The sequence below is a fragment of the Roseateles sp. GW821-FHT09H11 genome, from assembly GCF_059415845.1.
This window is the reverse complement of record NZ_JBWKOA010000004.1, coordinates 504,493-521,951: the sequence shown is the minus strand read 5'-3', so window position 1 is coordinate 521,951 and position 17,459 is coordinate 504,493. Positions and strand designations below refer to the sequence as shown.

The following is a 17,459-nucleotide window of genomic DNA, read 5'->3' as shown; positions in this document are numbered from 1 at the left end:
GAGAAGGTGAGGGCCTGCCACCGCGTGAGGCCTCCGGGCCATCCCTGAATTGACCGTCACGCCGACTGCCTCTATGCTCGGGTTATGAAAGCGCTTTCAAGCGCCGTTCAGAACACGACAACAAAGGTAGTTCGATGACGGAGACAACTTCAGCGGGTGCGCGTGCGTCCCTGCGATGGACGCTGTCCGCAAAAGGCGCGGACCTGGCGAGCTCGACGCGCCTGGCGGCGCAGCCCGAGCTGGCGCTTCAGCCGGTGGCGCAACTGATGGCCGATGCCGCGATCGCGGGCATGCCCAAACTGGTGGTGAACAGCGCACGTCGCTTCCAGCGCATCGAGGGCTTCGGCGGCGCGTTCACCGAAGCTGCCGCGACGACGTGGCAGAAGCTTCCGCCCGCCGAGGCGAACGCGCTGCTGCGCGCCTACTTCGACGCGAACGCGGGGCACGGCTACACCTTCAACCGCGTGCACATGAACAGCTGCGACTTCTCGCTGGGCAACTACGCGCATGCGGACGTGCCGGGCGACGAGGCGCTGACGCACTTCAACATCGACCGCGACCGCCGCGCGCTGCTGCCGATGATCCAGGCCGCGATGAAGGTCGCGCCGGGCCCGATGAAGCTGCTGGTGTCGCCGTGGAGTCCTCCGGCGTGGATGAAGACCAACGGGCAGATGAACAACGGCGGCAAGCTGCTGCCGCAGTACGCGAAGGCCTGGGCGCAGTGCTACGTGAAGTTCATCCAGGCCTATGAGGCCGAAGGGGTGCCCGTCTGGGGCGTGTCCGTGCAGAACGAGCCCGACGCGGTGCAGCGCTGGGACTCGTGCGTCTACACCGCGGAGGAGGAACGCGACTTCGTCCGCGACCATCTCGGCCCGGCGCTGCACGCGGCGGGGCTGCAGCGCATCAAGGTCGTCATCTGGGACCACAACCGCGACCAGATGGTGCAACGCGCGGACGTCGTGTACTCGGATCCCGAGGCCGCGAAGTACGTGTGGGGCTGCGGTTTCCACTGGTACGTCGAGGACCACTTCGACCACGTCGGCCTGCTGCATGACGCCTATCCCGACAAGCAGCTGCTGTTCACCGAAGGCTGCCAGGAAGGCGGACCGCACATCGGCTCGTGGAACACCGGCGAGCGCTACGGGCGCAGCATCCTTAACGACCTGAACCGCTGGACGGTGGGCTGGATCGACTGGAACCTGCTGCTCGACGAGACGGGCGGACCGAACCACGTCGGCAACCTGTGCAGCGCGCCGATGCTCGCGGACCGCGAGCAGAACCGGCTGATGCCGCAGAGCTCGTACGACTACCTCGGCCACTTCAGCCGCTTCATCAAACCGGGCGCATTCCGCGTGCTGTGTTCGGCGAGCAGCCAGGACCTCGAATGCACCGCCGCGGTCAACGAGGACGGCAGCATCGCCGTCGTCGTGATGAACCGCAGCGAGCGGGAGCATCGCTTCACGCTGCGCATCGACGGCCAGGCGGGCGTCGCGGCGCTGCCGCCGCGCTGCATCGCGACCTACGTGCTGCCGCGCTGAGGTCGACGTGGACCGGACCTCCGTCATTGCCGCCATGGCCGCCATCGACGGCGATCCCGCGGCGGTGTCGTCCACGGCCTATGCCTGCGTCGACGCGTTGTACGTGTATCCGGTGAAGTCCTGTGCCGGGGTGCGCGTCTCCGATGTGCGCTTCGACGAGGACGGCCGGATCGTCGGCGACCGCGAGTGGATCGTCGTCGACGCGCGCGGCGAGCTGGCGTGGCTCGGTTCGCACCCGAAGCTGGCGCTGCTGCAGCCCAAGCTGCTGGCTGATGCGCTGTTGCTGTGCGCGCAGGGACAGCAGCCGCTGCGGCTGTCGCGCGAGGCGGAGGGCGCGGCGACGTATGCCCTGATCTGGCATCCGGAGGAACGCCGCATGGTGAGCCATCGCGGTCGGGATGCCGGCGCCCTGGCGGCGCAGTTCCTGCGCGAGGTCACCGGCCACGACCTCCGGCTCGTGAAGCTCGATCGGCACGCGGCGCTGGCGACGGCGCCGAACGCGCTGCACGCGGTTTCCACGGGATCGGTGGTCGAGCTCAACGAGCATCTGGCCGCGGAAGGACTCGCCCGCGTCGACGTGCGGCGGCTGCGGCCCAACCTCGTGCTGCGCGGCATGCAGGAGGCGCTGGTGCCGTTCATCGAGGAACACCTGATGCAGTTGGTCTGGCGGGACGGCGAGGGCTGGTGGCGCCGCATGATGCATGCGGCGGCTTGCGAGCGCTGCGTCGTGCCCAACGTCGATCCGGACACCGGCGAGGCGCAATCCGGCATCGACACGGCCATGGCGGCGCTGAGCGCTCAGCGCTGGCCCGGACAGGCGTCGCGCTTCGGCGTCTATCTGCGACCGCCGCCCGGTGGCTCGCTGGGTGAAGGCACGATCATGACGATGGAGCTCGACTTTTGAGCGCGAAGAACGGACGCGACGGGCGCGTGCGCCAGGGCCTCACCCGACGCGGGATGCTCGCGGCGATGACGGCGCCGGCGTGGTCGGGCGTGCTGGTCGTTCCCGCCTTGGCGCAGGCGCGCGAGGTGCTGACGATCGCGGCCTTCCCGCTGATGGACGAGATCGCCAAGGCGGCGATCCCGGCGTGGCAGGCCATGCATCCGGACGTGGAGCTGCGCATCCTGATGCGCCAGTACACCGACCATCACACGGCGATGACGACCGCGTTGTCGACGGCGGTGGGGCTGCCGGACGTGATGGCGCTGGAGTCGAGCTTCGTCGGTCGATTCGCGCAGGGCGGCGGGCTGGAGGATCTGCGACAGCCGCCGTTCGGCATCGAGGCCTACCGCCCGCGGATCGTGCCGTATGCGTATGACCAGGCGATCGCACGCAGCGGCGCGGTGGTCGCGATGCCCGCGGACATCGGGCCCGGCACGATGCTGTACCGCAAGGACATCCTCGAGCGCGCAGGCGTTCCCCCGGAGGAACTGACGCGCAGCTGGGACAGCTATGTCGCCGCGGGCGAGCGCATCAAGGCGCGCACCGGCGTGTACCTGATCGCCAACGTGCAGGAGATCAAGGACATCCTGATCGCCGACGGGCTGCAGCCGGGCGAGGGCATCTACTTCGACACCGAGTCGCGCGTGCTGGTGAATTCGCCGCGCTTCGAGCGCGCGTTCGAGGTGTCGCTGCGTGCGCGGCAGAAGGGTCTCGACGCGAAGGTGCCGGCGTGGTCCAACGACTGGGGCGCCGGCTTCAAGCAGGGACGCCTGGCGACGGAGTTGTCGGGGGCGTGGCTCGTGGGGCAGCTCAACGCGTTCGTCGCGCCGGAGACCAAGGGACTGTGGCGCGCGGCGTCGCTGCCCGGTGGATCTCATGCGCCGTATGGCGGCACCTTCTATGCGATCGCGCGCAAGTCCGCGCCGTCGCGCAAGCTGCTCGCGTGGCGCTTCATCCAGATGATGACGCTGGACCCGAAGCAGCAGTTGCAGGCGTTCAAGTCCTACGACGCCTTCCCGGCGCTGCGCGACGTCCACGACGACCCGTTCTTCAGCGAGCCGGTGGACTTCCTCGGCGGGCAGCGCGCGCGGCTGCTGTGGCGCGACGACGCGTTGCGCATCACCGCGCTGCCGGTGCACAAGCAGGCCAAGTTCGCGGAGGAGGTCGTGCAGACCGAGCTCGACAAGGTGCTGCGCGGACAGAAGACGATCAAGGCGGCGCTCGCGGATGCCGAGCAGCTGCTGCAGCGGCGCGCGAAGCGCTGAATACCAATACGGAGACCTCGTTCATGAAGCAACGACTGACGCGGCGCTGGGCCGCCTTGCCCTTGCTGGCGGCACTGGCGATCGACGGCGGCGCGGCGCTCGCGCAGGCGCAGACGGCGACGGGGAAGGGCGGCGCGGCGACCGGCCCGATCGGACTGCCGGCGGGGTACACGCTGGTGTGGTCCGATGAATTCGACAAGGGCGCGTTGCCCGACGAGTCGAAGTGGGCCTACGACACGGGCATGAACAAGCAAGGCTGGCACAACCGCGAGAAGCAGTACTACGCCGGCCCGCGCGCGGAGAACGCCGCGCTGAAGGACGGCCGGCTGGTGATCACGGCGCGCAAGGAATCGCTGTCGTCGCAGCCCGACTGGGGCGGCCAGAAGTACACGTCGACGCGCCTGATCACGAAGGGCAAGGCTGAGTGGACCTACGGCTACTTCGAGATCCGCGCGAAGCTGCCTTGCGGGCAGGGCACCTGGCCGGCGATCTGGATGCTCGGCAGCCAGGGCGACTGGCCCGCATCGGGGGAGCTCGACATCCTGGAGCACATGGGCCAGAAGCCCGACTGGGTGTTCAGCACGGTGCACACGACGTCGGGCCACGGCGGGCATGGCGTCGGCGACGGCAGGAAGCTCGCCACGGCCTGCGGCGAGTTCCACAACTACCAGATGCTGTGGACGCCGAAGGAGATCCGTTTCGGCATCGACGGCCAGGTGCACGCGGCGTATCCGAACCTGGGCAAGGGAACGGCGCAGTGGCCGTTCGACAAGCCGCAGTTCCTGATCCTCAACCTCGCGATCGGCGGCGACCTCGGCGGGGAGATCGACGACGGCATCTTTCCGATCGGGTACGAGGTCGAGTATGTGAAGGTGTATCAGGCGGGGAAGTGATCTCGCGTCAGTTCGTTGCCAACGAGGTCGCCAACGCCACCGCATCCGCCCCCGCCGGAATCCGCATCGGCGCCTGCGGATCCGTGACCGCTCGCCAGACGGCCTCGGCCACGTCCTGCGCGTGGGTCACCGGCGTGGACGCGTCGCGCACCGCGGCGAAGACGCGATCGCGGAATTCCACGTAGGCCTCCGGCATGTCGGGGCTCGTCAGCTTGCGCGCGTTGTCGCCGAAGCTCGTGCCCGGCGAGCGGCCCGGCAGCACGAGCCGCGCGCGGATGTTGAAAGCCTCGAGCTCCAGCGCGAGCGACTCGGTGAACGCATTCACCGCCGCCTTGCTGCCGGTGTAGACCGAGAGCAGCGGCAGCGACATCAGCGTCACGCTCGACGTGACGTTCACCACCACACCCGCTCGGCGCTCGCGGAACTGCGGCAGCACCGCCTGCGTCATCGCGATCGTGCCCAGCACGTTGGTCTCGTAGAGCGCGCGCGCGTTGGCCATGTCGACGGCCTCCAGCGGCGACAGCAGGCCGACGCCGGCGTTGTTGACCAGCGCATCGATCGGGCCGGCATCCCGGAGGCATTGGCGGATGCTCTCGGCATCGGTGACGTCGAGCGGCAGCACGCGCAGCAGCTCGGAGCGCGGCAACAGGTCCTCGCGCGGCGTGCGCATCGTCGCGACGACGCGCCCGCCCTTGTCGAGGAAGAAGCGCGCGGTCTCGAGGCCGAAGCCGGACGAGCAGCCGGTGATCAGGACGGTGGAAGTGCGGGACATCGGGAACTCCTTCGATTGGGGATGTCCGCACGATAGAGGGCGCAATCCGGACTGACTACACTGCGCAATCCATTACTTTGTCGAGATCGTCCAGATGGTCGACCCGTTGGCCGAAGTCGTATCCCTGTTGCGGCCGCAGGCGCCGTTCTCGAAGCTCGTCGTCGCTTCCGCGCCCTGGGCGGTGCGCCGCAGCGAAACAGGCCGTCCGTTCTACTTCGTCGCGCTCGAGGGTTCGTGCCACGTGACGATCGACGGGCCGTCGCACAGCGACACGATCACGATCCATCCGGGCGACTTCGTGCTGATTCCGGCCGCGCGCAACTTCTCGACCTCGAGCCTGGATCGCCCGCCGCCGCGCGAGGGCGAGCCCGTCACGACCCCGATCGCGCCGATGCCGGGCGGCGCGCGCATCGGAGATCCGAACGGGAAGGTTGACATGAGGATGCTCGTCGGCAACTGCGTGCTCGGCTCGCCGGACGCGGAACTGCTGGTGTCGCTGCTGCCGCAGTGGGTCCACGTGCGCGGCGAAAGTCGCCTGTCGACGCTGGTCCAGCTCGTCGGCGACGAATCCCGCGCCCATCGGCCGGCGCGCGAAATCGTGATGTCGCGGCTGCTGGAGGTGCTCCTCATCGAAGCCTTCCGCTCGACGGCGAGCACGGCGCAGACGCCGGGCCTGGTGCGCGGCCTGGCCGATCCGAAGCTGGCGTCGGCGCTGCGGCGCATGCACGAATCGCCCGCGATGCCATGGACGGTCGTCGAGCTCGCGAAGGAGTCGTCGATGTCGCGCTCCGCCTTCTTCGAGCGCTTCAGCCGTGCGGTGGGCATTGCGCCGATGGCCTACCTGCTCGCGTGGCGCATGGCGCTCGCCAAACAATGGCTGCGGCAGCGCGAGCTGTCGATCGCGGAGATCGCCGAGCGCGTCGGCTACAGCGCCGTCGGCCCGTTCGGCGTGGCGTTCACGCGGCACGTGGGCATGCCTCCCGGAAGATTCGCCAGAAACGTCGCCCTGAACGAAAGCATGAATGTCGAAGTTTGACCTGTCGAAGGGCGCCACGCTGCTGGGCCTCGTGGCCATTCTGTTCTGGAGCACCTCCGTCGGCGTCACGCGCAGCACGATCGAATTCCTCGGCCGGACCGGCGCGCCCGCGGTGCTGTTCACCGTGTCCGCGCTGCTGCTCCTGCCGACGCGCACTTCGCTGCGCGAGCTGCCGCGTCGTTATCTCTGGCTCGGCGCCGCACTGTTCGTGGGGTACGAGCTCTGCTTCGTGCTGGCGCTCGGGTTCGCGCGCACGCGCCACGAGGCCATCGAGGTCGGCATGGTCAACTACCTCTGGCCCAGCCTCACCGTGCTGTGCTCCGCGATCGCCGACCGCAAGCGGCTGAACGCGCTGATGCTCGCCGGGCTGGCGCTCGCCTTCATTGGGGTGATCACGGCGTCCTCGCCGCCGGAGGGACTGTCGCTCAGCCGCTTCTTCCACAACGCCGCGTCGAATCCGCTCAGCTATGGCCTCGCCTTCATCGGCGCCATCGTGTGGGCGCTCTACAGCACCTGCACGAAGCACATGGCCAAAGGCAAGAACGCGCTCTGGTTCTTCATGGCGCTGAGCGCGGCGGGCTTCTGGATCGTGCACGCGCTCAACGCGGAGCGCCCGCCGATGAACTGGACGATGCACATCGTCATCCAGGTCGCGCTCGCGAGCGCGGCGGTGACGCTCGCCTACACGCTCTGGAACATCGGCGTGCTGCGCGGGAACATCCATGTCCTCGGCCTCGCCGCGAACGGCACGCCGCTGATGTCGGCGCTGTTCGCGTCGGTGCTGCTGAGCGCGCCCCTGCCGCTGATCTTCTGGGCTGGGGCGGGCTTGGTGGCGATCGGGTCGTTGATTGCGGGAGTGGGGCTTCGGTCGGCGCGCCCGGGCGCCTGAGCGCGGTGCTCCGCGGCCGATCCGCATTGGCTGCATGTGAAATGAAAGACGCCCGCAGTTGCGGGCGTCTTGGGGTCCGGCGAAAGGGCGGTCAGACGTTGAACAGGAAGTTCAGCACATCCCCGTCCTTGACGACGTAGTCCTTGCCTTCCGCGCGCATCTTGCCGGCGTCCTTGGCCGCCTGTTCACCCTTGTACTGGATGAAGTCGTCGAAGGCGATCGTCTGCGCGCGGATGAAGCCGCGCTCGAAGTCGGTGTGGATCACGCCGGCCGCCTGCGGCGCCGTGTCGCCGACGTGGATCGTCCACGCCCGCACTTCCTTCACGCCCGCCGTGAAGTAGGTCTGCAGACCCAGCAGCTTGAAGCCCGCGCGGATCAGGCGGTTCAAGCCCGGCTCGTCCTGGCCCATCTCGGCCAGGAACATCGCGCGGTCCTCGTCTTCCATCTCCGACAGCTCGGCTTCAGTCTTCGCGCAGATCGCCACGACCGGCGCGTTCTGGCCCGCGGCGTATTCCTTCAGGCGGTCCAGGAAGGGGTTGTTCTCGAAACCGTCTTCCGCCACGTTGCCCACGAACATCGCCGGCTTGGCCGTGATCAGGCACAGCGGCTTCAGGATGACCAGCTCTTCCTTGCTGAAGTCGATCGACCGCACCGGCCTGGCCTGGTCCAGCGCGACCTGGCACTTCTCCAGCACCTTCACCAGCGCCGCCGCTTCCTTGTCGCCCGCGCGCGCCACCTTGTTGTAGCGGTGCAGGCTCTTCTCCACCGTCCCCAGGTCCGCCAGGCACAGCTCGGTCTGGATCACCTCGATGTCGGAGATCGGATCCACCTTGCCGTTGACGTGGATCACGTTCGGATCCTCGAAGCAGCGCACCACGTTCACGATCGCGTCGGTCTCGCGGATGTGCGACAGGAACTGGTTGCCCAAGCCTTCACCCTTGGACGCCCCCGCCACCAGCCCCGCGATGTCCACGAACTCGACGATCGCCGGCACGATGCGTTCCGGCTTCACGATCTCCGCCAGCTTCCCCAGACGCGGATCGGGCAGCTCGACGATGCCGACGTTCGGCTCGATCGTGCAGAAGGGGTAGTTCTCGGCGGCGATGCCGGCCTTGGTCAGCGCGTTGAAGAGGGTGGACTTGCCGACATTGGGCAGGCCCACGATGCCGCATTTGAGGCTCATGGTTGGCTTTCGGGGGAAATGCTGGGAATGCTGGTGTGGGCCTGCGGCAGCGCGCGGGCGAAACCGGCATTTTAGTCAACCGCGGCTTCCGCCGCCGTGGCGGTCGCCCGTCGGCCCGTCCGCGCCGTCTGGAAGCCCGCCCGGGACCGCCCCATCGCCCCTGCCTACAATCGCCGTCCATGGAAAAGTTCGACGTCCTGGTGCGCGGCAACGGCTGCGTCGGTCGCAGCCTGGCGCTGGCGCTCGGCGCCCGCGGTCTGCGCGTGGCCCTGATGGCCCGCCCGACCGCCGCCCCCTCGTCCTCCGCGGACGTGCGCGCCTACGCGCTCAACGCCGCCTCCGTCGCGCTGCTCACCCGGCTGCGCGTGTGGGAGGGCCTCGCCGAGGACGCCCGCACCCCCGTGCACGACATGCGCATCCACGGCGACCGCGCCGGCGCGGAGCTGCACTTCAGCGCCTGGCAGCAGGGCGCGGGCGAGCTCGCCCACATCGTCGACGCCGCCGCGCTGGAGGACCAGCTGGACGCCGCGCTGCGCTTCGCCCCGCACGTGCAGCGCGTGACCGAACCGGTTCCCGCCACGCTGCAGGCCCTGTGCGAGGGCCGCGACACCGGCGCCGCCCAGGAATTCGGCGTGCACTACGAGCGGCACGACTACGGCCACATGGGCGTCGCCACCCGGCTGACCGCCAGCAAGCCGCACCAGGGCCAGGCCTGGCAATGGTTCAGATCGCCGGATGTCCTGGCGCTGCTGCCTTTCGACCGCCCCGAGCCCGGTCACAGCTACGGGCTGGTCTGGTCGCTGCCCAAGGACGAGGCCCGCCGTCTGATGGCCGCCGGCCCGGCCGAATTCGAATCCGCCCTGCTGGAAGCCACCGGCGGAGCCGCCGGCACGCTGAAGCTGGCCGGCGAGCGCCAGGCCTGGCCGCTGCAGCTGTGCCGCGCCGACGCGCTGTGCGGCCCGGGCTGGGTGCTGCTCGGCGACGCCGCCCACCTCGTCCACCCGCTGGCGGGGCAGGGCCTGAACCTCGGCCTGGCCGACGTCGAGGCGCTGGTCGACGTCATCGTCCGCCGCGAATCCTGGCGCAGCCTCGGCGACGAGAAGCTGCTGCGCCGCTACGCCCGCGCCCGCATCGCCCCGACCTGGGCGATGGGTGAATTGACCGACGGCCTGCTGCGCGGCTTCGCCAGCCAGGCGCCCGTGCTCGCCCGGCTCCGCAATGAAGGCCTGCGCCTGGTCGATCGCGCCGGCCCGCTCAAGAAATGGCTCACGGCCCGCGCGCTCGGCCACTGAACGGTCCTGTCCGTTCAACCTGCAAGTTCTCGAAAGTCCCCATGATTTCCACGCTGTCCAAGACCTTCTCCCGCAAGACCCTGGCCCTGGTCGCCTCGCTGGCCGCGCTCGGCCTGTACGGCTGCACGGCCCAGGCCAACGAGGACACCATCCGCAAGAACCTCGCCGCGGTGATGCCCAAGGAGATCAAGATCGACGAGGTCCGCCCCAGCCCCATCGCCGGCCTGTGGGAGGTCCGCATCGGCAGCGAGATCCGCTACACCGACGCCGCCGGCCAGTACCTCGTCGAGGGGGAGATCCTCGACCTGAAGAACCGCAAGAACCTCACCCAGGAGCGCGTCGACAAGATCACCGCGATCGACTTCGCCGCGCTGCCGCTCAAGGACGCGATCGTCTGGAAGAAGGGCGACGGCAAGCGCCGCATCGCCGTCTTCGCCGATCCGAACTGCGGCTACTGCAAGCGCTTCGAGAAGTCGCTGCAGGAAGTCGACAACATCACCGTCTACACCTTCGTCATCCCCATCCTCGGCGGCGATTCGCCGGAGAAGTCGCGCACGATGTGGTGCGCCAAGGACAACACCACCGCCTGGCGCAACTGGATGATCGACGGCGCGATGGCCGGCCCGGCCGACCCGAAATGCGACAGCTCGGCCATCCAGCGCAACCTGGCCCTCAGCCAGAAGATCCGCGTCAACGGCACGCCGGCCATCCTGTTCGAGAACGGCACCCGCGCCCCGGGCGCGATCAGCCCGCAGCAGCTCGAGCAACGCTTCCAGGCGATCCAGGAAGCGGACAAGACGCAGAAGAAGTCCTGATCCCGTTTGATTTCGCCTGATCCCGATTGAGCCCCATGAGCGACCGCACGCCCCACCATGCCGCCCCGGTGCATGCCGCCTCGGCCTCCGTCAACCCGATCGCCGCGCGACTGGGTTACGCCGGCCTGATCCCGTTCGTGCTCGGCGCGGCGCTGGTCTGGCTGGTGCGGGAGGACGCGCACCCCTACGTCACCGACGGCCTGTCGCGCTACGCGGCCATCGTCATCACCTTCCTCGGGGCGATCCATTGGGGCCTGGGCATGCGCCAGACCGTCCCCTCGCCCGCGCCCTTCATCTGGGGTGTCGTGCCGGCGCTGCTGGCCTGGATCGCCTCGACGATGCCCCCGTACGCCGGCCTGGTGATCGAAGGCTTCCTGCTGATCGCCTGCTACGTCGCCGACCGCAAGCTGTATCCGTCGCTGGGCGCCTCGCCGTGGCTGACGCTGCGCTTCCGGCTGAGCGCCGTGGCGGCGCTCAGCTGCTTCATCGCCGCCCAGGGGACCTGAGCCCCTCCGAACCCGCACAGGCGTCGATCCGGGCGAACCCTCGCCGGGTCCGCTGAACGAGAACCGCCCAATCGCGCACCACGCATGGGCCAGGCTTGGTAGGCTGTTCCTCATGACCGCTCGCCCCACGATCCATTACCGCATCGCCGTCGCCGACCCGCATGCGCATCGCTTCGAGGTCACGCTGACCGTGCCGGCGCCCGAACCGTGCCAGGCCTTGAGCCTGCCGGTCTGGATCCCGGGCAGCTACCTGGTGCGGGAGTTCTCCCGCCACCTCGGCGCCGTGACGGCGCGCCAGGGCCAGCGCGAGGTCCTCGTCACCCAGACGGCGAAGAACCGCTGGGAGTTCGAGTGCGCCGGCCGCGGCGCGCTGGTCATCAGCTACCCGGTCTACGCCTTCGACACCTCCGTGCGCGCCGCCTTCCTGGACGCGCAGCGGGGCTTCTTCAACGCGACCAGCCTCTGCCTGCGCGCGCACGGCAAGGACGACCTGCCGCATCGCGTCGAGCTCGTCGGCCTGCCCGAGGGCTGGGAGGTCGCCACCGCGATGGCCCCGGTCGAGGACGCGCCGCTGCAGTTCGAGGCCGCCGACTACGACGAACTGGCCGACCATCCCTTCGAGCTCGGCCCGTTCTGGCGCGGCGAATTCGTCGCCGGCGGCGTGCCGCACGAGTTCGTCGTGTCCGGCGCGCTGCCGATCTTCGACGGCGAGCGGCTGCTGCGCGACGCACAGAAGATCTGCGAGACGCAGATCGCCTTCTGGCACTGCGGCAAGAGCAAGCCGCCGATGTCGCGCTACGTGTTCCTGCTGAACTGCACTGACGACGGCTACGGCGGCCTGGAGCACCGCGCCAGCACCGCGCTGATCGCCGCGAGGCGCGACCTGCCGCGCCTGGGGCAGTCCGAGACCAGCGACGGCTACGTGAAGCTGCTCGGCCTGATCAGCCACGAGTACTTCCACACCTGGAACGTGAAGCGGCTGCGTCCGGACGTGTTCGAGCGTTACGACTACGAGCAGGAGAACTACACCGAGCTGCTGTGGTTCTTCGAAGGCTTCACCTCGTACTACGACGACCTGTTCCTGGTCCGCGCCGGCCTGATCGACGAGGCCCGCTACCTGAAGCTGATCGCCAACACCCTCACGCAGGTGCTGGGCGCACCGGGGCGCAAGCACCAGAGCGTGGCGCGCTCCAGCCTCGAGGCCTGGACCAAGTACTACCGCCAGGACGAGAACACGCCCAACGCGGTGGTCAGCTACTACGCCAAGGGCTCGCTGGTGGCGCTGGCGCTGGACCTGTCGCTGCGCGGCGCCGAGAAGTGCGAGAAGCCGCAGTCGGTGGACGACCTGATGCGCGGCCTGTGGAAGGACACCGGCGGCGGTCCGGTCAGCGAGGCGAAGATCCTGCAGAAGCTGGTCGACCTCGGCGGCGAGGCGATCGCGCAGACGCTGTCGACCTGGGTGCATGGCACCGAGGACCTGCCGCTGCCGCAGCTGCTGGAGCGCGTCGGCGTGCGCTGGTGCCTGGACAAGCCGACGCTGGCGCAGCGCCTGGGGCTGCGGGTGTCGGAGAACGACGGCATCGTGACGGTCAAGAACGTGCTGCTCGACAGCGCCGGCCTGGCCGCCGGGCTGAGCGCGGGTGACGAGATCGTCGCCTGCAACGGCTGGCGCGTGCGCAAGCTCGAAGACCTGCCGCTGACGCTGAACCACATCGACCCGCAACGGCTGGAACTGCTGGTGACGCGCGACCAGCGGATGCTGACGCTGGCCCTGACGCTGCCGATGCAGGACAGCGCCGCGCGGCCGGTCTGCCTGGGCCTGCTCGAGAAGGCGCCCGCGCGTGCGCAAAGCCTGCGGCGCGCATGGCTGGGTGGCTGAGACGGCGGCTCGCCCTCGAGATCCGGCAGATCCAGGATGCCGGTCGGGCCGTCGGTCGAGCGTTGTCCGCCGCGGCGACCGGCATGGCGCCGCTCGCCGACCCGCGCCGCTGGCGCGATGCGGCGCTCGGCATCCGCAGGCATCACGTCGCGCTGGCCGGACTCACGGCCGCGGTGATTGGCGCCCACCTCTGGCTGCTGAGCGGCGCCCGCGAGCTCCACGACCAGTGGGCGCCCGAGACGCCGGAGCCGGAGCGGCTGCAGGCGGCCTTCATCCGGGAACTGGCGCCGGCCCCGCCGCCGCCGCCGGCGACGACGCCAAAGGACGGACCGCAGGGCACGCCGCAGCGTCACATCGAATCGATGCCGGCGCTCGGCGACGGTCCGGCACCGCTGCCGCCCGATCCCGCCGCGAGCGAGCCGCCGCCTGAGCTGCAGGCCTTGGCGATGCCGCCGGCGCTGGCGGTCTCCGACGCGGTCGGCGAGTGGATGCCGGGCATCGAATGGCCGTTGTCCACCGAGCTCGACTACAAGCTGAGCGGCGATTTCCGCGGCGCCATCCACGGCGATGCCCGGGTGCAGTGGCTGCGCGAGGGCTCGCATTACCAGGTTCACCTCGAGGCCTGGATCGGTCCGAAGATCGCGCCGCTGATGTCGCGCCGGATGAGCAGCGACGGGGAGATCACGCCGCTGGGCCTGGCGCCGCGGCGTTTCGATGAAGTGACCGGCGGCCTCGCGGGCGGGAACCGCCAGTCGACGCTGCTCTTCGACCTGGGCGGCGTGCGTCTGGCCAACGGTCGCCGCGAACCGGTGCCCGACGGCACGCAGGACGCGGCCAGCCAGTTCGTCCAGTTCACCTGGCTCTTCCTGACCGGCCGCCAGTCCGCGCAGGGCGATCTGCTGATCCAGCAGCCGCTGGCGCTGCCGCGCAACGTGCACCTGTGGCGCTACAAGGTGCGCGGGATGGAGGACGTCGCGACGCCGCTGGGCCAGATCCCGGCGTGGCACGTGGACTCGGACATGGACATGGAAGACACCCGCGGCGACATGCAGGCGGAGTTCTGGCTGGCGCCGTCGCTGCAGTACCTGCCGGTGCGGGTGCGGATCTGGCAGAACCGGCCGAAGGATCCGCGCACGCACATCGACCTGGTGCTGAAGGCGGCGCCGAAGCAGGCGCTGGCGCCCGCTCAACCGGCGCCGTCGGCCTCCGCCGCCAGCCCCTGAGCCTCCGAGCGTCAGGGCGTCAGGGCGCGCGGACATCAGCGCCAGCATGCGCCCCTATAGTTGCCGCCATTCAAGTTCAAGGAGACATCCCATGATCGCAGCCCTGTCCGACGTGACGTTCGAGAACATCCTGGTGGAGGTCGCCGGCAGCGGCGACCGCAAGACGGGCGTGATCCGGCTGAACCGCCCGAAACAGCTGAACGCGCTGAGCGACCCGTTGATGGACGAGCTGGGTCGCGCGCTGCTGGCCTTCGACGCGGACGACGGCATCGGCTGCATCGTGCTGACCGGCAGCGAGCGCGCCTTCGCAGCGGGCGCGGACATCCCGACGATGGCGCCGCACACCTTCATGTCGGCGCTCAAGAGCGGGCTGATCTCGAAGAACTGGGAGACCATCCTGCAGGTGCGCAAGCCGGTGATCGGCGCGGTGGCAGGTTTTGCCCTGGGCGGCGGCTGCGAGCTGGCGATGATGTGCGACTTCATCATCGCGGCGGAGACGGCGCGCTTCGGCCAGCCGGAGATCAAGCTGGGCATCATCCCCGGCGCGGGCGGCACGCAGCGCCTGCCGCGAGCGGTCAGCAAGAGCAAGGCGATGGACATGCTGCTGACGGCCCGCATGATGGACGCCGCGGAGGCGGAACGCGCCGGGCTGGTGTCGCGCGTGGTGCCCGCGGAGCAACTGATGGCCGAGGCGCTGGCGGCGGCGGAGACGATCAACGGCTTCAGCGGCCCGTCGACGATGCTGATCAAGGAACTGGTCAACCTGGCCTACCAGGGCCCGCTGACCGACGGCGTCGCGATCGAGCGCCGCTACTTTCATGCGCTGTTCGGCACCGACGACCAGCGCGAAGGCATGGAAGCCTTCCTGGCGAAGCGGGCGCCGGCGTTCAAGCATCAGTGACGCTGGGCGTGACCGTTCCAGGGGAGGGCCTGGGACGGCCACGGTCCCTGCCTAGGCAGGCTCTTTTTGAAACAATCCTTGACCCCAACCGCTGTACGCTGAGTGTGCGCTTGGGTGATTGTTGACAATCCGTGAACGGATCTTTCCAGTTTGCCTAGTGTTTCCCCTAGGCGGCGGCGCCTAGAGTTCAACCCATGGACAACGCGGAGTGCGGAGTCCGGTGCAACGAACCGCTAGGAGCCCGCCATGAACACCCTGATCAAGACCACCCTGATTGCCGCCGCCTTCCTGACCGCCGGCGCCACCTTCGCCGCCGAACCGGCCCAGAAGACCCGCGCCGAAGTCATCGCCGAGCTGCAAGCCGCTCGCGACTCCGGCGAAATCGCCTCGCTGAGCGCTGAGCAAGCCGGCGTCGGCTCGCTCGAGAACGGCATCAACGCGCCGACTTCGGCTCAGATCGCCGCCAAGAAGGCAGCGGTCAAGACCGCCGCCAAGAAGGGCGCGACGACTGAAGGCAACTCGGCCAAGTAAGACCGACGCTTCCCCCTTGACACTGCCGGACGCACCGGCCGGCCTGGGGGGCCAGCAAAGGAAAAAGGACACCCTCGGGTGTCCTTTTTTCATTCGTGAGGCCAAGCGCGGGCACTCCACGCAGCAGGGGGCATCCCTCCGGGAACCCCCAGCAGCATTCCGGCCCCACTCGCAGTCGTTGACTGCACGTTGAATGGGGTCAGGGGGTGCGCGTTTCGATCAACCCTCGCGACGCAGCGCGGGGAACAGGATCACGTCACGGATCGAGGGGCTGTCGGTGATCAGCATCATCAGGCGGTCGATGCCGATGCCGCAGCCGCCCGTCGGAGGCATCCCGTACTCGAGGGCGCGGATGAAGTCGGCGTCGAAGAACATCGCCTCCTCGTCGCCCGCATCCTTGTTGGCGACCTGCGACTGGAAACGCGCCGCCTGGTCCTCGGCATCGTTCAGCTCGGAGAAGCCGTTGGCGTACTCGCGGCCGGTGATGAAGAGCTCGAAACGCTCGGTGATGGTCGGGTCGGCATCCGAGGCACGCGCCAGCGGCGACACCTCGACCGGGTAGTCGACGATGAAGGTCGGCTCCCAGAGCTTCTCCTCGACCGCCGCCTCGAACAGGCCGAACTGCAGCGCCGACAGGCCCCAGTGCTTCGGCGCTTCTTCGCCGAGTTCCTTGAGCTTGGCGCGCAGCACGTCGGCGTCATCGGCCTCGGCTTCGGTCACGCCCGCGTGCACGATCAGCGACTGACGCACGGAGAGGCGCGTGAACGGCTTCTCCAGGTCGACCGGCTTGCCGGCGTAGGTGACCTGGGCGCTGCCCGTGGCGGCGCGCGCGGCGTGGCGGATCACTTCCTCGGTGAAGCTCATGACCTCCTGGTGGGTCCAGAAGGCCGCGTAGAACTCCATCATCGTGAACTCGGGGTTGTGCCGGACGCTGATCCCCTCGTTGCGGAAGTTGCGGTTGATCTCGAAGACGCGCTCGAAACCGCCCACCACCAGGCGCTTCAGGTAGAGCTCCGGCGCGATGCGCAGGTACATCTCCTGGTCTAGCGCGTTGTGGTGCGTGATGAAGGGCTTGGCGTTCGCACCACCCGGGATCGGGTGCAGCATCGGCGTCTCGACTTCCAGGAAGCCGTTCTCGACCATGTACGAGCGGATCGAGGACACGGCCTTGGAACGCGCCACGAAGCGTGCGCGGGCGTCGCCGTCGGTGATCAGGTCGACGTAGCGCTGGCGGTACTTCTGCTCCTGGTCGGCCAGGCCGTGGAACTTGCTGGGCAGCGGACGCAGGCTCTTGGTGAGCATGCGCAGCGTCGTGACCTTGACCGACAGCTCGCCGGTGCGGGTGCGGAAGAGCGTGCCCTCGGCACCCAGGATGTCACCCAGGTCGTAGTGCTTGAAGTCGTTGTAGACCTCCTCGCCCAGCGCATCCTTGGACAGGAAGAGCTGGATCGAGCCGGTCGCGTCGGCCAGCGAGGCAAAGCTGGCCTTGCCCATGATGCGCTTGAGCATCATGCGGCCGGCCACCGTCACCGTGACGGCCTGCGGCTCGAGTTCCTCGTTCGGGAGCTCGCCGTACTGCGTCTGCAGCGGCTGCGCGCGGTGCTGCGGTTTGAAGTCGTTGGGGAAGGCCGCGACCCCCTTGGCCTTGGCCTTTTCGCGGACGGCGGCGAGTTTCTCGCGGCGTTCGGCGATCAGCTTGTTCTCGTCTTGGGCGGGCGCCGGCGTGTCGTTGCCGGTCTGGGGGTCTTGGGGCTGGCTCATCGTGGGCTGCAAAAAAGGCAGGGGGCGATTTT

The 17,459-nt window shown here is 68.9% G+C and carries 16 protein-coding genes; 13 read left to right on the top strand and 3 right to left on the bottom strand.

What is annotated here, in order from left to right:
- Window positions 1–134 precede the first annotated feature (134 nt).
- From AC07PR_RS16310 to AC07PR_RS16295, 4 genes are read left to right on the top strand one after another with little or no spacing between them, the layout of a single operon-like run.
- Complete coding sequence (locus tag AC07PR_RS16310) at window positions 135–1,538, top strand: glycoside hydrolase family 30 protein (RefSeq protein WP_495135900.1); 1,404 nt, start codon at window positions 135–137, stop codon at window positions 1,536–1,538.
- Window positions 1,539–1,545: 7 nt separating this feature from the next.
- A complete protein-coding gene (locus AC07PR_RS16305) occupies window positions 1,546–2,442 on the top strand; it encodes an MOSC domain-containing protein (protein WP_495135899.1) in 897 nt (298 codons plus the stop codon).
- Window positions 2,439–3,746 (top strand): ABC transporter substrate-binding protein, encoded by a 1,308-nt coding sequence (locus tag AC07PR_RS16300; RefSeq protein WP_495135898.1) that lies wholly within the window; start codon window positions 2,439–2,441, stop codon window positions 3,744–3,746. Before AC07PR_RS16305 ends, AC07PR_RS16300 begins: the two co-directional genes overlap by 4 nt.
- Before the next feature lie 23 nt (window positions 3,747–3,769).
- Window positions 3,770–4,639, top strand: a complete 870-nt coding sequence (locus tag AC07PR_RS16295; RefSeq protein WP_495135897.1) for a glycoside hydrolase family 16 protein — start codon at window positions 3,770–3,772, stop codon at window positions 4,637–4,639.
- Between the two features lie 7 nt (window positions 4,640–4,646).
- Here the strand turns inward: AC07PR_RS16295 and AC07PR_RS16290 are convergent, their stop codons facing one another.
- Window positions 4,647–5,411 (bottom strand): SDR family NAD(P)-dependent oxidoreductase, encoded by a 765-nt coding sequence (locus AC07PR_RS16290; protein WP_495135896.1) that lies wholly within the window; start codon window positions 5,409–5,411, stop codon window positions 4,647–4,649.
- A 94-nt stretch (window positions 5,412–5,505) separates the two neighbouring features.
- Between AC07PR_RS16290 and AC07PR_RS16285 the strand changes: the two genes are divergently transcribed.
- The gene (locus AC07PR_RS16285) at window positions 5,506–6,447 is read left to right on the top strand and encodes an AraC family transcriptional regulator (RefSeq protein WP_495135895.1); all 942 of its coding nucleotides are present in this window, start codon (window positions 5,506–5,508) and stop codon (window positions 6,445–6,447) included.
- Entirely contained in the window at window positions 6,434–7,336 is a 903-nt protein-coding gene (gene yddG / locus AC07PR_RS16280) for an aromatic amino acid DMT transporter YddG (RefSeq protein WP_495135894.1), read from the top strand. Before AC07PR_RS16285 ends, yddG begins: the two co-directional genes overlap by 14 nt.
- Before the next feature lie 91 nt (window positions 7,337–7,427).
- Here the strand turns inward: yddG and ychF are convergent, their stop codons facing one another.
- The gene (gene ychF, locus AC07PR_RS16275; RefSeq protein ID WP_377157477.1) at window positions 7,428–8,519 is read right to left on the bottom strand and encodes a redox-regulated ATPase YchF; all 1,092 of its coding nucleotides are present in this window, start codon (window positions 8,517–8,519) and stop codon (window positions 7,428–7,430) included.
- Between the two features lie 179 nt (window positions 8,520–8,698).
- Between ychF and AC07PR_RS16270 the strand changes: the two genes are divergently transcribed.
- From AC07PR_RS16270 to AC07PR_RS16240, 7 genes are all read left to right on the top strand, one after another.
- A complete protein-coding gene (locus AC07PR_RS16270; protein ID WP_495135893.1) occupies window positions 8,699–9,811 on the top strand; it encodes an FAD-dependent monooxygenase in 1,113 nt (370 codons plus the stop codon).
- A 41-nt stretch (window positions 9,812–9,852) separates the two neighbouring features.
- Window positions 9,853–10,626: a DsbC family protein gene (locus AC07PR_RS16265; RefSeq protein ID WP_377157473.1), complete on the top strand. Its 774-nt coding sequence runs from the start codon at window positions 9,853–9,855 to the stop codon at window positions 10,624–10,626.
- A 35-nt stretch (window positions 10,627–10,661) separates the two neighbouring features.
- Window positions 10,662–11,132: a DUF3429 domain-containing protein gene (locus AC07PR_RS16260; RefSeq protein WP_431101815.1), complete on the top strand. Its 471-nt coding sequence runs from the start codon at window positions 10,662–10,664 to the stop codon at window positions 11,130–11,132.
- A 112-nt stretch (window positions 11,133–11,244) separates the two neighbouring features.
- Window positions 11,245–13,011: a M61 family metallopeptidase gene (locus AC07PR_RS16255; RefSeq protein WP_495135892.1), complete on the top strand. Its 1,767-nt coding sequence runs from the start codon at window positions 11,245–11,247 to the stop codon at window positions 13,009–13,011.
- A complete protein-coding gene (locus AC07PR_RS16250; RefSeq protein WP_495135891.1) occupies window positions 12,996–14,234 on the top strand; it encodes a DUF3108 domain-containing protein in 1,239 nt (412 codons plus the stop codon). Before AC07PR_RS16255 ends, AC07PR_RS16250 begins: the two co-directional genes overlap by 16 nt.
- 112 nt (window positions 14,235–14,346) lie before the next feature.
- On the top strand, window positions 14,347–15,135 hold the full coding sequence (locus AC07PR_RS16245; protein WP_495135968.1) for an enoyl-CoA hydratase: 789 nt from the start codon (window positions 14,347–14,349) through the stop codon (window positions 15,133–15,135).
- A 246-nt stretch (window positions 15,136–15,381) separates the two neighbouring features.
- Window positions 15,382–15,666 (top strand): DUF4148 domain-containing protein, encoded by a 285-nt coding sequence (locus AC07PR_RS16240; RefSeq protein ID WP_377157467.1) that lies wholly within the window; start codon window positions 15,382–15,384, stop codon window positions 15,664–15,666.
- 219 nt (window positions 15,667–15,885) lie between these two features.
- Here the strand turns inward: AC07PR_RS16240 and lysS are convergent, their stop codons facing one another.
- Window positions 15,886–17,427 carry a lysine--tRNA ligase gene (gene lysS, locus AC07PR_RS16235; RefSeq protein ID WP_495135890.1) on the bottom strand — a complete coding sequence of 514 codons (1,542 nt, stop codon included), beginning with the start codon at window positions 17,425–17,427 and terminating at the stop codon, window positions 15,886–15,888.
- Window positions 17,428–17,459 lie beyond the last annotated feature (32 nt).

Bases quoted from the DNA above. Each gene is read 5' to 3' on its own strand.
- AC07PR_RS16250 (WP_495135891.1), top strand. From the start codon at position 12,996: ATGGCTGGGTGGCTGAGACGGCGGCTCGCCCTCGAGATCCGGCAGATC.
- AC07PR_RS16265 (WP_377157473.1), top strand. From the start codon at position 9,853: ATGATTTCCACGCTGTCCAAGACCTTCTCCCGCAAGACCCTGGCCCTG.
- AC07PR_RS16310 (WP_495135900.1), top strand. From the start codon at position 135: ATGACGGAGACAACTTCAGCGGGTGCGCGTGCGTCCCTGCGATGGACG.
- AC07PR_RS16255 (WP_495135892.1), top strand. From the start codon at position 11,245: ATGACCGCTCGCCCCACGATCCATTACCGCATCGCCGTCGCCGACCCG.
- AC07PR_RS16290 (WP_495135896.1), bottom strand. From the start codon at position 5,411: ATGTCCCGCACTTCCACCGTCCTGATCACCGGCTGCTCGTCCGGCTTC.
- lysS (WP_495135890.1), bottom strand. From the start codon at position 17,427: ATGAGCCAGCCCCAAGACCCCCAGACCGGCAACGACACGCCGGCGCCC.
- ychF (WP_377157477.1), bottom strand. From the start codon at position 8,519: ATGAGCCTCAAATGCGGCATCGTGGGCCTGCCCAATGTCGGCAAGTCC.
- AC07PR_RS16240 (WP_377157467.1), top strand. From the start codon at position 15,382: ATGAACACCCTGATCAAGACCACCCTGATTGCCGCCGCCTTCCTGACC.
- AC07PR_RS16270 (WP_495135893.1), top strand. From the start codon at position 8,699: ATGGAAAAGTTCGACGTCCTGGTGCGCGGCAACGGCTGCGTCGGTCGC.
- AC07PR_RS16260 (WP_431101815.1), top strand. From the start codon at position 10,662: ATGAGCGACCGCACGCCCCACCATGCCGCCCCGGTGCATGCCGCCTCG.
- AC07PR_RS16295 (WP_495135897.1), top strand. From the start codon at position 3,770: ATGAAGCAACGACTGACGCGGCGCTGGGCCGCCTTGCCCTTGCTGGCG.
- yddG (WP_495135894.1), top strand. From the start codon at position 6,434: ATGTCGAAGTTTGACCTGTCGAAGGGCGCCACGCTGCTGGGCCTCGTG.
- AC07PR_RS16285 (WP_495135895.1), top strand. From the start codon at position 5,506: ATGGTCGACCCGTTGGCCGAAGTCGTATCCCTGTTGCGGCCGCAGGCG.